The organism is Candidatus Thiodiazotropha sp. AKIB8, assembly GCF_058244675.1.
The window spans coordinates 15,784-29,634 of record NZ_JBSYOO010000033.1 but is presented as its reverse complement, the minus strand read 5'-3'; the positions used below and the strand labels follow the sequence as shown (position 1 = coordinate 29,634).

Genomic DNA, 13,851 nt, shown 5'->3' with positions numbered 1-13,851 from the left:
ATCAGCCATGGTTTTTGTAATCTGGTTGAGACTCTCTCCCGCCTGTTCTGCAGGTGCGACACTGGCATCGGCAATTCGATGGGCATCCTGAATGGCCTCAACTGCATCTGCAGCGCCACTCTGGAGTTGGTCGATCATCTCCTGTATCTCACTGATGGAGTCATAGGTACGCGCTGCAAGACTGCGTACTTCATCTGCTACTACGGCGAAGCCTCTGCCCTGTTCACCCGCCCTGGCCGCTTCGATGGCTGCATTGAGGGCCAGTAGATTGGTCTGCTCGGAGATGCCTCGTATTACATCAAGTACGCTCTCGATCTTTTGACTGTTTTCTCCGAGGCCACTGATCACTGCGGTTGCACGGTCAACCTCTTCGGCTACATTTTTTATCTTCGATACCATATCGAGGACGATCTGTTTGCCATTACCACTTTCCCGGTCGGCTTCTTCAGCGCTCTGTGCGGCCTGGGTGGTGTTGTCAGCAACCTCCCTGAAGCTGCTGGATAGCTGATTGATGGCAGTGGAGACTGATTCTACCTCCATGCGCTGAGTCTCAACCTCCCGTCCAGTCTGAGTGGAAACCTCGGTGATTTGAGTTGTGGTCTCAAGCAAGCGATGGGTGGAGACTTGCAGTCCTGCAACCATATCTCTCAGCTTGACTACAAAACGATTAAAGGCAGTGGCCAGATCACCGATTTCATCCTGACTCTTGATCTGCAACTGTACTGTTAAATCACCGTCTCCCTGGGAGATGGCTTCGAGTTGTCTGTGAATTTCGCGGATAGGTCCGGCAATAGCTCGAACTGTGATCCAGTAGACTGGTATGGATATCAGTACGCCAAGAATCACCGCAAGTATTAAGATCTGATAGCCAGTTTCAACCAGGTCACTGAGATCCAGTTTCTCTGTTTCCACCTTCTGACGGATCTGCTGATTCAGTTGCTCGCCAATCTGCATCAGTTCATCAGCCGCGATTGAATAGGCTTGACGGGCCGTCTTCATCTTCTTGTGATCTTCCATCACTGCTTGTAAAAGTGCCTTATGCTCCTGCGTCAGGCTAACCAGTGCTTGCTTGAATGGCTTTCCGTCGAACTTTCCGTTTTTGACCTGTTGCTCGAATAGGGGGTCTTCGCCAATGGTCTCAATGGCGTAGGCCAAATCTTCATGGAGTAGATTGATGCGGGAGATGATGTCGCTTGTGTCACTCTCTTCCTTGAAACGGCGATAGAGTTCGAGGCGGCTCAGAAGCGCAAGTTTTGACTCTCCAGCTGCATTGATCGAAGCCCACCTCTCTTGTTCATCTACTGCATCGGCATCAGTTTCAGAGCCACTCTCGGCATTCATATCCTGCCGCATCATCTCTTCACTGGAGATGCGTTCCACATCGACCAGGAAATCAAGAAAACTTGAACTGTTTTGAGTTAGTGCCTGCTCTCTTTGCAGATAGTCATGATGAAGTTTTATGAGCTGGCCCTGGGTAGCGGAGAAGTTTTGCATTCGGGTCTTCAGGTCGTTGATTACACCTGCTTCAACCTGCTTGCTGGCGATCAGATTATCTAATGCTACCTGAGCTTCATCTTTGGCTTGTTCAATTTTTGTGTGATCGCTAGCGTTTCCCAATAATACAGAGTCTACAGCGATCAGCTCCTTTTGAACGGCACGGATGCCTGCTTCAGTGGTTGCCATGGCATCCCATACCGGGCCGGTGATATTGGCAAGGGATATCGAAAGGGAATTGATGATCCAGTAGCTGGTGCCACCGGTAACCAGTAAAACCAGGACCAAAGTAACGAATCCAGCTGCGATTTTGGTGCCGACGTTGATTCGCCCCATAACAAGCCCCGCTTTGTAATTATAAGATATCCATTGTTAACAGCTGTTAACTGTTGAGCTTTTCGGCCTGTGTAACCTTTCCTTTAGATTGTTCTCTATTGAGATAGCCGTGTGGGAGTGAATTTAAAATTGTTTCGTGCAAAAAATATATTGCTTTCCATGGGCTTAAGCCTGGTCGTTGTAATTTGCCATTTGTCGGTAGAGTGTGCTGCGATGGATGCCAAGCTGACGTGCTGTGGCGCTGACATTGTTTCCATTCTCTGAGAGTGCCTTTTCGATGGCCTGACGGGTAAGTTGCTTGAGGTCGGTTTTATCTGTCCGAGTGTTTATGCGGGGCTTTTGTATCTCACCCGGCAATTGGCTCAGGTCAATGGTCTGTTTCGGATCGCTGAGCACAATCAATGTGCGCAGTGTGCTGGTTACTTGGCGCAGATTGCCTGGCCAATCATAATTTACCAGGGCGGCCACTGCTGATTCACTGAAGGTCAGCTCTTTTTCACTACCCCCAAGCATGCGCATCATCTCTTCAATTATCTGCTTACAGTCCTCCCTTTCACGCAAGGGGGGCAGCTGAAGGGTGAAGTCCTGAATTCGGTAGTAGAGGTCTGCACGGAACTCGCCTTTATCCACAAGCATAGGTAGGTCGTGGTTGGTGGCGCAGAGAAGGGCAAAGTCGACTGTAATCGGTTGTCCTCCACCCAGAGGTGTGACCTGGCGTTCCTGTAACACCCTCAGTAGACGGGCTTGAAGGTTGAGGGGCATGTCGCCTATTTCGTCGAGAAAAAGAATGCCGCCATCAGCTTCCCTTACACGGCCAGGCATACCGCTACGTTGGGCGCCGGTAAATGCACCACTGGTGTAACCGAACAGCTCTGATTCGATCAGGGTTTCCGGTAGGGCGGCGCAATTGACTGCTACGAATGCCCCGCTTTGACGTTGGCTGCTGGCATGCAGGCGACGGGCAAAAACCTCTTTGCCAACCCCTGTCTCACCTTGGATCAGTACCGGGATTCCGGCATCCAGAACTCGCCGTGCCTTATGCAGAAGATCTGATGTGGTTGCATCGAAATAGTGCTGATCCTGTGATGCGGCTTTGGGGCTGTTGGTGGCTACCTGTAGTGTTTGACGATGGTTTATTTTGCTGTGGAAGATCTGCCCTCTTGGGGATTTCATCCCTTGGCTGGAGATGCTCTCCTTGTAACTAGGAAGCTGCAACCATTGACCAGCGTTGCTGCCGATCAGTCTCTGCCAGTCGGCATCGAGTAACTGCAGGGCAATTCGATTTGCGCCGACAACCTTGTTGTCATCCAAAATCAGTATGCCTTCTCGATGTGTGCCCAGCAGGTCTTGTCGATGGTGAAACCGAAGCAGGCTACCCGGAGCTGCATTGCTGCTGCTTAATCTGTGCTCGATGATCTGGATGGCAAGTCGCACCATACCGAGGGCTTGACGGTGCATGTGTTCAGAATCACCTGAGACATCAAGTACACCCAGCAGCTCCCCTTGTGGCGATACGATTGGCGCAGCGGCACAACTCAAAATGGTATTGGCATCGAGAAAGTGCTGACCGCCCTGAACCAGCACAGGATTTTTTTCGATCAGTGCGGTACCAATGGCGTTGGTTCCTCGATCGGGTTCAGTCCAGTGTACCCCTGGCTGGAGGTAAACTTGCTGGGCTTTACGCAAAAAATTGAGACCACCAGCGGCATCCAGGATCAGCCCCTCATCATTCGCCAGCAGTACCAGGCTATCGCTATCGGAGACCAGTTCAGCCAGGGCGTCCATTTCGGGTTGGGCAACATCCCGTAATCGCGCCATTTTTTCCCGACGTTCATTGAGCTGGTTACTGTCGATTCGCAATGGGGGAGAAGTTTGGCTGTTATCCAACCGTTGTGCGCATCGTTGCCATGAGCGCGCAATAACTTCAGGCACCAAGCCTGCAGGGTTCTGGCCCTTTTCGAAAAAGAGCTGACGTGCGGTAGTGGTGTCGGCTCCAAGGGCTTTGTGCTTTGTCATTGTCGGTGTTTCTCCGCGTCTGCGCTGTGTGGCGCGACAGCAAGGGTGTCGCATATTGCGACAGATCACTTGGCTGGGATTGTCAATTAAGTGAGCTATGAGTGTAGACGTTCTGGTGAAATTCGCCCAATAGTCTAGTAACTAATTGATCTATCAGTATTAAATGCCAATAAGCAGGCTCCTCCTCCATTTGCCTGGCATGAAAACTGCCATTCCGTATGCCAGCAGTCTATCGATATTAAAATGATAAACGGAGGATTGTATGACTAACCCTGCTATAGCAGTGGAGAGATCTGATGTCTATGAAAATCATCGGCTCTCTGAGCACAACAGCACTCCTAGTGAGAGCCTTACCAGACGCAGGGATGCGACCGCTGTTCAATGGCGTCGATTCCGAAATCGCCAGCCACTGGCTGAACCGCATGGCTTGCAAGAGGATATCCTCGCTTCCTGGGAGCGTAGCGTAGGTGATGTTGAGACATTTCAATTGCACGCCCCTGGAGATGACCGGGCCTGTGCAGAGCGCTATTGGCAGGAATCCTTTATAGGTCGAGCTGCGGAGTCTTCTTTAAGCGCTATCGTGGAGATGGCTGAGGAGGGTGATCTGGTTGCATCAATTGCCGATCCGAATGGGCGATTGATCTGGCTACATGCTGGTGAGCGAATCCGGCAGCGGGCAGATCGAATCAACTTCAATGTAGGCAGTCACTGGCATGAACAGGCCATGGGGACCAATGCAATCGGGCTCTGTTTGGCGTTGTGTCGTCCCACTACAGTGTTTTCTTCTGAGCACTTTCAGCCTTTTGCGCACGACTGGGTCTCCTATGCGGCGCCAATCAGCTACCCGAACGGAGGGGGGTGTGCTGGCGTTCTGTCGATCTCAACTCTGTGGCAACAACACACCCCCTTGGGAGAGGCGGCAGTTGCAGAGCTGGCACGATCTATTGCTGGGGAACTGTCTGACAACCAACCCAAAGCTGAACTTGAGATCTATGCGTTAGGGCAACCCAAAGTTCTGTTTCGTGGCAGAGAGCTTCGACTACCACTGAGGCAGATAGAGATTCTTTGTCTTCTGGCGCTGAATGCCAGAGGATTGAGTCTGGAAACATTTCATGCCGCGCTCTATGGCGATACGGCGGTTTCATTGTCGACCTTGAAAGCCGAACTATCGCATTTGCGTCGTCTGCTGGATGGCAAAATAGGTTCACGTCCCTACCGTTTACAAATTTCAGTATGGGGTGACTTTATTGAGATCTGGCAAGCATTACGAAGGAAGAGTAGTGGTGAGGCATTCTCTCTTTATCGTGGCGCCTTGTTGCCTGATTCTGCATCACCAGAGTTGGAGGAGTGGCGGCACTGTATTGATGCGGTGATGAGTCAGGCGCTTGGAAATTGTCAGGATCCCACGATGCTGATGGACAAGCTTTGTCGCAGTACATCAGGTAGTGAGCTTGTGCGAGAACGTCTCTATGAGATTATGTCAGCAAATCAGGTTTGAGCGTTAAGCTGCTGCTGATTAGCAGCTATTTCTGCGGTGAAGGAGAGGCCATGCCCGAATGGCACTTACTTAAGGGGATTTGTTACGTAGAACGAGAATTTTCTGAGGTAACCAAGCTATTTTGGTGGGGCCGGGCGCCACCCAACGCCCTGAATTGAACGGTAGGGTGGGGCCCTGCCCCACCAAAACGGCTTAAGTAAGTGCCATTCGGGCCCTGCCCCACCTTTACTGCAGAAATATTGAGCTACTAAGGTTTAAAAGAAACCCAATGGGTTCACATCATAGCTGACCAGCATGTTCTTGGTCTGTTGATAATGGTCGAGCATCATCTTGTGGGTCTCCCGGCCTACACCGGATTTCTTGTAGCCACCAAAGGCGGCATGGGCTGGGTAGTGGTGGTAGCAGTTGGTCCAGACGCGACCTGCCTCGATACCACGTCCCATTCGGTAGGCTTGATTCATATCCCGGGTCCATACCCCAGCACCGAGTCCGAATTCGGTGTCGTTGGCGATGGCCAGTGCTTCAGCCTCATCTTTAAATGTGGTGACGGAGACCACCGGGCCAAAGATCTCCTCCTGGAAGACGCGCATCTCATTACTGCCTTTGAGCAGGGTAGGCTGAATGTAGTAGCCAGAGCTATGTGCTTCATCCATAGACTCAGTGTCACCACCAATGAGGACTTGGGCACCCTCATCCCGACCGATGCGAATGTAGTCGAGGATCTTATTGTACTGCTCCTCGGAGGCTTGGGCGCCTACCATGACATCGGTATCCAGTGGATTGCCTCGGGTGATCTGATTGGTTCGCTCAATCACCATTTCAATGAACTTCTCATAGATCGACTCTTGCACCAATAGGCGTGAAGGGCAGGTACAGACCTCTCCCTGGTTGAAGAAAGCCAGTACTGCGCCTTCCACACACTTACTGACAAAGTCATCTTCCTGGTCAAGCACGTCCTCAAAGTAGATGTTGGGCGATTTACCGCCCAGTTCAACGGTTGAGGGGATGATGTTATCTGCGGCGTATTTCATGATCATGGAGCCGACAGGTGTAGAGCCGGTAAAGGCGATCTTGGCGATACGTGTACTGGTTGCCAAAGCCTTACCTGCTTCCTGACCGAAACCGTTGACCACATTCAGTACACCTGGCGGTAGAATATCCTGGATCAGGTCGACTAGTACCATGATAGATGCGGGTGTCTGCTCCGCAGGCTTCAACACTACGCAGTTACCTGCTGCCAGGGCTGGCGCCAGTTTCCAGGCTGCCATCAGAATTGGGAAGTTCCAGGGGATGATCTGGCCGACGACACCCAGTGGTTCATGAAAATGGTAGGCAATGGTCTGTTCGTCGATTTCACCAATACTCCCTTCCTGGGCGCGTACACAGCCAGCAAAGTAGCGGAAATGATCTACGCAGAGGGGGATATCGGCATTTAGGGTTTCCCGTACTGCTTTGCCGTTGTCCCAGGTCTCAGCGATGGCCAATGCTTCCAGGTTGGCTTCCAGACGGTCAGCAATTTTCAACAGCATATTTGACCGGGCAGCAGGGGATGTCTTGCCCCAGGCTTCACGGGCGGCATGTGCAGCATCCAGAGCAAGTTCGATATCCTCTTCTGTGGAGCGGGCGATTTTACAGAAGGGTCTGCCGTTGACTGGGGAGATGTTGTCGAAGTACTCCCCTTTTACAGGGGCGACCCACTGGCCGCCGATAAAGTTTTCGTAAGTCTCTTTGAAGTTGATTACCGCGCCTTCGGTGTTGGGGTTGGCATATAACACGGTTGTTCTCCTCACAATTGGTGATGGGTTATGTCTTTTATATTCAGGGGTGGAATCCCCAGCTGTTAGCACAGAGTAGAGTGACTAGGTTGGGAAAAGGTTGGTTTGGTGGGGGCAGCTGCTGCTGGAGATTACCTGCGCTTTAAATTAGAGAGGCGATCCCAGGATCATATGCGGGAAAAAATAGAGAGCGATATTTTCAGCTAAGCTGAGATTAATCTGGCACCAAATGGGGGGGCTATGGACCTGGATAAACTTCGTGATCAGGCTGCAGCTTCTATCCGTCTCTGGGCCCCTGAATTGGGGGATGCTTCGATATTGGTGGATGAGTGTCTGGCCAGCGCTGCTGACTCTTTCAGTAATGATTTCATTCTCAGCCTCAGTCCACAGGCTTGGGGAAAGATAACCATCATCTACCATAAACATTTTCTGGATACAGAGAGTGATGTGCCCGTGGGAGAGATGGTGGCTGAGGTGGTGAGAGACGCTATTGATACCAAGCGAATCGACTTTCTCACTCAAAGCCTGGCACAGCAGTGGCAATACCGAGAGGATAAGTCAGCCGGTGTAAGAAGTGTACTTTCGCTGGTCAAGAATAAGAAATAAGATCTTGAGCCTGGAGGCCAGCAAACGCTGCTCGATCTTCGTTAACGAATTGTCGTGAAGAGCGCTCTATTTGTAGTAAAGCTGACAGATTAAGGGCTGGATCTCTGATTTACCCAGTAAAAGTACGGTGGTATCTCTCTTGCATCCCCCCTAACTCATTTGCAGAGTGACGAGAAATCAAATATGAAAACCTACCTTGACTGGTCCGAATATACGGATGCCGGTATGGGGGATGCCTATGCTGATATACCCAAATATGGTGGTGATTTTGCCAAGGCGGTAGCCGTTTGTATCAACAGCCGCCAATGCGAGAGTAGTGGCAGAGGTGTGATGTGTCCCAGTTTTCGACTGGATGAGGATTCGGCGCTTTCAACAGGAGCACGTGTGCGCTTACTCAAAGCGGCACTGAATGGTGACCTGGGTAGTGAAGCATTTCTGCAATCAGAATTGGTTGAGGCGATGGATCTCTGTATCAGCTGCAAGGGGTGCAAGCGGGAGTGTGAAAATAATGTGGATATGTCCCGCATCAAAATCGAATACCTGGCACAGCTCAATGCATCAAAAGGGCTCTCACTGAGAGCGCGTCTTTTTTCAGATCTCCCGAAACTGCTTGCCAACTACCCCTCGCTTGCCAGGTTGACCAGCTATCGCAACCGACATCAGTGGTTTGCGAAGCTGATGCAACGTCTTCTGGGGATCAGTGCAAAAGTAACCTTACCTGAACCAGTTGCTTATTCTTTACATCAGATCACCCAGAAAGCGGATAGTGACAAAACGGTGGTTCTGTTTGCGGACACCTTCTGCAAGCACTACTCCCCAGAGATTGTTGTCGCAGCAGTGGAAGTTTTGAATGCTGCTGGTAATCAGGTGAGGTTGATTGGTGGGAGTGGCGGGGAGGCTGGTTCATCCGCTCTCTGTTGTGGTCGAACCTACCTATCCCAGGGTCGGGTGGATGAGGCGCGTAAACAGGCTCAACAGTTACTGGATGTGCTGCTGCCCTATGCTGAGGAAGGCGTACCCATCATAGGGCTTGAGCCCTCGTGTCTGCTTACGCTACGGGACGAGTACAGTGCGTTGGGGCTGGGCAATGCAGCGAAAGTAGTTGCCAGTCAGTCGCTACTATTCGAGGAGTATCTGGCAAAAGAGTTGACCTCGGGAAAGGCTCAGTTGCCTTGGCGAAGTGAGTCTTCAGATGATGAGAGTATTCTGGTACATGGCCATTGTCATCAAAAGGCGGTTGGTGCAATGAAGTCGATGCGTAAGGTGTTGAAGCAGGTGCCAGGACTTAGGTTTGAAATGATGGAAGTGGCCTGCTGCGGTATGGCAGGTAGTTTTGGCATTGAAGCGGAACATGCCGAGATGGCCAAAGGGATGGCTGAACAGGCGCTACTGCCTGCCTTACAGCAGCAACCGGATGCGGTGGTGGTATCGAATGGATTCTCCTGTCGTCATCAGATTGATGAGGTGTCAGATAGAAAGGCTATTCATCTGTCACAGTTACTTAGATCCCGGCTGTCGATTTAATGTTTCATGTCTACTGAAGAGGTGTGTTTGAGCTCTTTTTGTTACCATACGTTACCTGTTTTTTTAATTTAAATGGAGTGGTTAGGTGATTAGGGTCTTAAAGTATCTGTTGGGCGGTTTACTCATGATTGCCAGTGTCTCAACCGCTTTGGCAAAAGTAATCGACTCTATTGATAGCTATGGTATTTATGTTGTTACATCGAACGGCTATGTCAAAGTGGAGTCGTATTCTCATGATTACGACTTCGTAGACTTTAACTACGCTAATGAGATCCCTTTTGCTGCTCGCGGCGATGATGCTCTGAAACTTGTTGTCTATGCAAAGAAGTTCGATCCAAACTCTGTTGAGTTGGAGCTTCGCCATCTCGATGTGGTGGTCAAACGTGAGAAGATCGGTTTCAGTGTTAAGCCGCTCGATAAAACTGATATGTATGAGTTGCATGCTGATGCGCCAATTAGCGATGGTGCTATGCTGCATGTACGGTCTTGGTTGCACTTCGATAGAATGGGTGTTGTCATGCTTGGCGACACCGAAGCAGAGTTGGTCAAGTTCTTTAGCCAGAAAGAGATGGAGAATGCAACTGCTGTCACTCAGTATCTGGATGACGCACGAGTCGCGTTTCCAGATAATGACGAACTCAAGGTGCTGTCAAAATATTGGAAATCCGCAGCCAAAGCTGAGAAGGATATTCAAGCTTATACCTATGTTGAGGAAAAGTGGCAACAGTACGAAAATGCAGAAAAGCTTTCACTCAAGGCGCGTTACCTTAATGCTGTGATGGGTGAAATTAACGGCTATCTCAATCAATACCCCGATGGCGTTAAAGCAGAAGAGGCGGAGCAAAGACGGCTCATTGCAGAAGAGAAGCTTGAAGAGTATGAAAAATTACTTTAGCAAAAAAGCGATATGAGCTGACATGTTAGTATTACTGAATGGTGTTTTTAAAGATTCAGTATGAGATATGCCGGATGTCACCGGCTTTGGTTTTTTTAAGTCCATATTGATATGAATAGATGAACTGTGCTGTTTATCACGTAATATGGATCCATGGTCTTTGTTTCTGACGGCGCTGCATGCCAGACTCATTGTTGAAAATTTGGAAATACTTAGTTAGAAAGTATTTCATGATATATGGAACTCAAGGAGAGAAATATCATGATGGTTCGTGGTGAAAAGAAAGATAATAAAGCCTGTTTAATTGGTCGACGACTGTTACCTGGGTTGCTGTTGGGGGCAAGCCTGATTGCTCCACTTGGTGTGGATGCAGCAGCATGGATACCAGAAGAGCTGTTTGTTGTTGACCTGGTAAACCTGCAACGTGGGTTTCATAATCTCGATCCGGTTCAAATGGATCAACGCCTACACGATTCCGCCTTGGCAACTTCCCAGTCGATGGCGGATTACAACTATTTCAGTCATACCACTTTGGCAGGGCCTAATGCTGGACAAAGCCCAGCGCAGCGTATCAGTGATGGCGGATATGACTATAACCGCTGGGGTGAGAATATCGCTGCGGGACAGGGTCGTGCGCCAACCCAGTTCAACACCCCCTCGCCTGCTATCGATGCTGCACATGATGTGATGTACGGCACTGAAAGTTTTGAAGAGATAAATGCCTTTTTCACTACCAATTCCAATGTTACTGCAGCGGGCTGGGATGATTTGGGTAGTGGCCTGGATGGAGATGACTGGGATGACTGGTATGTAGCCCAGGACGGTTCTGCTGGCTGGATGGGGAGTAGTGGTCATCGTAATGCCATTCTAAACGGTATGTATGATGACCTGGGCGTAGGTTATGTTTGGGATTCAACGGATAGTCTTGTGGATGCGAGTAACCCGATCCTTCTGGACGGGGAAGGGGAGTTTACTTTCCCGTTATATACCTATTGGACTCAGCATTTTGCGAGTGGAGACTCAGTCGAGGCGCCAGCCCCTGTGCCTCTGCCTGGTGCTTTTTGGTTACTGGGTTCAGGTCTGTTTGGCTTGATCGCCATGAGTCGTAAGAGAAGAGCTTCTGCTTGAGGTTTTTCTCTATGCAGCAGGGATTGCTCTGCTGCAGGCGCCTTGATGGGAGCATGCAGTTACAATGAGGAGAGGGTGAGCCAGAGTGCCCCTGCACATAGAAGAGGTTGGGCATGGGATGGTAAGCAGACGAGAGAGCTAACCGCCTGGTGAATAACTTGTTCGGGACTATAAAAAAACCGGCCAAAGGCCGGTTTTTTTATTTCCAGACTTTCAAAATCAGCTATAGGGCTTTGATTTGAACATTCAGGCGGCTCTTATGGCGAGCAGCCTTGTTCTTATGGATAAGTCCCTTGCTGACGGCGCCGTCAATGACCGGCACAGCGAGCTTATAAGCTGCTGTCGCGCCTTCTTTTGATCCGGCTGCAATCTCTTTGGCAACCTTCTTGATATGGGTACGCATTTCGCTACGCTGAGCCTGGTTACGGCTGTGACTTTTGTCGGCTTGGCGAGCGCGCTTTCTTGCTTGGGCTGAATTGGCCAAGGTTCTCTCCTAGAAGAAACTAGCTTTTCAAAGGGGGCGCATTCTCTCCAAAAAAATTGTCCCTGTCAACATCTTTGATCTAAGTTGTTTCTACTGGTATGGTCGCCCGGCAGGTCTTCGACAGGCGGGGCTTTAACCTGAAAAGATCAGTTGGGCAGTGTGATTCACCCAACAGGTGACCATGACCGTCGAAGCTATTTTCAACAAAATCAGAAACCTGCTATTAGATTAGGTTTAACCAAGACAGATTGAAAGGAATAGATTCTGGCCTCTTTTTTTCGCTCATTCGCTGCTGTTGGCAGCTATACCATGCTGTCGCGCATTCTTGGTTTTGTGCGGGATCTCGTGCTTGCGCGGATGTTTGGCGCAAATGCGGCGACTGATGCGTTCTTTGTCGCCTTTAAAATCCCCAATTTCTTACGCCGTCTGTTTGCTGAGGGCGCCTTCTCTGTCGCCTTCGTGCCGGTGCTCAGCGAATACCGCACCCAACGCTCTCAGAAGGAGCTGAAGACCTTTATCGACGATATGGCAGGCACGCTTGGGCTTGTGGTGCTGCTGGTCTCTCTGATCGGGGTGGTTGCTGCTCCGATCCTGGTAATGATCTTTGCTCCTGGCTTCTGGAATGAAAACGAGGGTAAGTATGAGCTGACTGTGGAGATGCTCTATCTCACTTTTCCCTATCTGTTTTTCATTACATTGACCGCCTTTGCGGGCAGTATCATGAATGCTCACAACCGATTTTCGGTGCCCGCTTTTACCCCTGTATTACTTAACCTGTCGCTGATTGGTTGTGCAGTCTGGTTATCGCCAATGATGGATGAACCGGTTGTCGGCCTTGCCTGGGGGGTGCTGATTGCTGGCATCGCTCAGTTCCTCTTTCAAATACCGTTTCTGAGGCAGATCAGGTTACTGCCGAGGCCGAGAATAGCGTTCAAGGATGCCGGCGTGGTAAGGGTAATGCGCTTGATGATCCCTGCACTGTTTGGTGTTTCTGTCAGCCAGCTCAATCTCCTTCTGGATACGCTGATTGCTTCGTTTTTAATCAGTGGCAGTATCTCCTGGCTCTACTATTCAGATCGCTTGATGGAGTTTCCTGTTGGCGTGCTGGGTGTGGCGTTGGGTACGGTTATTCTGCCGAACCTTTCTCGCAAACACGCTGAGTCATCGCCCACTGAGTTTTCTCACACCTTGGATTGGGCATTGCGTTTGAATCTTGCTCTGGGTATTCCGGCAGCGGTAGGAATGTTTATGTTGGCTGGGCCAATGTTGGCGACGCTTTTCTATTCCGATGCCTTCGGTAGTCATGATGTGGATATGGCTACCCTGAGTTTGATGGCCTACACGCCGGGTCTGATGGCCATCATGCTGATCAAGATTCTTGCGCCAGGTTTTTATGCCCGTCAGGATACCAAGACGCCAGTTAGAATCGGTATCATTGCCATGGCCGCGAATATGGCTCTGAACTTATTGCTGGTCTTTCCCCTGGCCCACGCTGGGCTGGCATTGGCGACAACGCTCTCATCCTGGCTCAATGCCTACCTTCTTTATCATGCCCTGATAAAGCAGGGAATCTATCGACCCCAGCCGGGCTGGCCCGTGCTGCTGTTACGTATCGCGCTGTCTGCTCTGGCAATGGGGTTGCTGCTCTGGTGGGGTGCTGGGGCGATAGATGGATGGCTGGAGGCTACGGCCTGGGGTCGGGCGGGCCGTCTTACCGGATTGATAACGGTTGCTATGCTGCTCTACTTTCTTCTGTTTTTCCTGCTGGGTGGCCGCCCGAGCCATTTTCGATCTGTAAAAAGCTGAATCCATCTCAATCTGTGTAATAGGGATGCCCAAAGATGCAGCAGGGCCTATAATCCAAAAAAAATCAGTTGACCGCTCCATTCTAATAGCAGGTTTCTGATTTTGATAAAGAATAGCTTCGAAGGTCATGGTCACCTGTTGGGTGAATCACGCTACAGAGTGAATTGCACGCTTGTGGCGGCACATGGCGGCGTTGCAACTCCTTGGAATAGCGGGCTATTCCGCGTCGTTGCGCCTTGCCCTGCACCGCCACAAGCGCACACTTCACGCCGTCCAACTGATCTTTTTA

At 50.4% G+C, this 13,851-nt stretch carries 10 protein-coding genes; 6 read left to right on the top strand and 4 right to left on the bottom strand.

The features are described from left to right. Nucleotides 1-1,830, bottom strand: a 1,830-nt coding sequence (locus AC4IFB_RS09975) for a methyl-accepting chemotaxis protein (RefSeq protein WP_490780086.1), incomplete at its 3' end; no start/stop codon positions are given. Nucleotides 1,831-1,995: 165 nt separating this feature from the next. After that, on the bottom strand, nucleotides 1,996-3,846 hold the full coding sequence (locus tag AC4IFB_RS09970) for a sigma-54-dependent Fis family transcriptional regulator (RefSeq protein WP_490780085.1): 1,851 nt from the start codon (nucleotides 3,844-3,846) through the stop codon (nucleotides 1,996-1,998). A gap of 262 nt (nucleotides 3,847-4,108) precedes the next feature. Here AC4IFB_RS09970 and AC4IFB_RS09965 point away from each other — a divergent pair, with 262 nt between their 5' ends. After that, the gene (locus AC4IFB_RS09965; RefSeq protein ID WP_490780084.1) at nucleotides 4,109-5,344 is read left to right on the top strand and encodes a helix-turn-helix domain-containing protein; all 1,236 of its coding nucleotides are present in this window, start codon (nucleotides 4,109-4,111) and stop codon (nucleotides 5,342-5,344) included. Nucleotides 5,345-5,598: 254 nt separating this feature from the next. On the opposite strand, the gene exaC is transcribed toward AC4IFB_RS09965, so the two are convergent. Further along, nucleotides 5,599-7,119, bottom strand: a complete 1,521-nt coding sequence (gene exaC, locus AC4IFB_RS09960; RefSeq protein WP_490780083.1) for an acetaldehyde dehydrogenase ExaC — start codon at nucleotides 7,117-7,119, stop codon at nucleotides 5,599-5,601. Between the two features lie 240 nt (nucleotides 7,120-7,359). Here exaC and AC4IFB_RS09955 point away from each other — a divergent pair, with 240 nt between their 5' ends. The 4 genes from AC4IFB_RS09955 to AC4IFB_RS09940 all read left to right on the top strand — a co-directional run bounded on the left by AC4IFB_RS09955 (nucleotide 7,360) and on the right by AC4IFB_RS09940 (nucleotide 11,272). Then, on the top strand, nucleotides 7,360-7,725 hold the full coding sequence (locus AC4IFB_RS09955; protein WP_490780082.1) for a hypothetical protein: 366 nt from the start codon (nucleotides 7,360-7,362) through the stop codon (nucleotides 7,723-7,725). A 183-nt stretch (nucleotides 7,726-7,908) separates the two neighbouring features. Next, nucleotides 7,909-9,249, top strand: a complete 1,341-nt coding sequence (locus AC4IFB_RS09950; RefSeq protein WP_490775627.1) for a (Fe-S)-binding protein — start codon at nucleotides 7,909-7,911, stop codon at nucleotides 9,247-9,249. Between the two features lie 85 nt (nucleotides 9,250-9,334). Beyond that, complete coding sequence (locus AC4IFB_RS09945; protein WP_490780081.1) at nucleotides 9,335-10,144, top strand: hypothetical protein; 810 nt, start codon at nucleotides 9,335-9,337, stop codon at nucleotides 10,142-10,144. Between the two features lie 261 nt (nucleotides 10,145-10,405). Continuing rightward, nucleotides 10,406-11,272, top strand: coding sequence for a CAP domain-containing protein (locus AC4IFB_RS09940; protein ID WP_490780080.1), 867 nt, complete (start codon nucleotides 10,406-10,408; stop codon nucleotides 11,270-11,272). 223 nt (nucleotides 11,273-11,495) lie between these two features. Here AC4IFB_RS09940 and rpsT read toward each other — a convergent pair whose 3' ends face one another. Then, the gene (gene rpsT / locus AC4IFB_RS09935; RefSeq protein WP_490775630.1) at nucleotides 11,496-11,756 is read right to left on the bottom strand and encodes a 30S ribosomal protein S20; all 261 of its coding nucleotides are present in this window, start codon (nucleotides 11,754-11,756) and stop codon (nucleotides 11,496-11,498) included. 264 nt (nucleotides 11,757-12,020) lie between these two features. Between rpsT and murJ the strand changes: the two genes are divergently transcribed. Beyond that, nucleotides 12,021-13,562 (top strand): murein biosynthesis integral membrane protein MurJ, encoded by a 1,542-nt coding sequence (gene murJ / locus AC4IFB_RS09930; RefSeq protein ID WP_490775701.1) that lies wholly within the window; start codon nucleotides 12,021-12,023, stop codon nucleotides 13,560-13,562. Nucleotides 13,563-13,851: the final 289 nt, after the last annotated feature.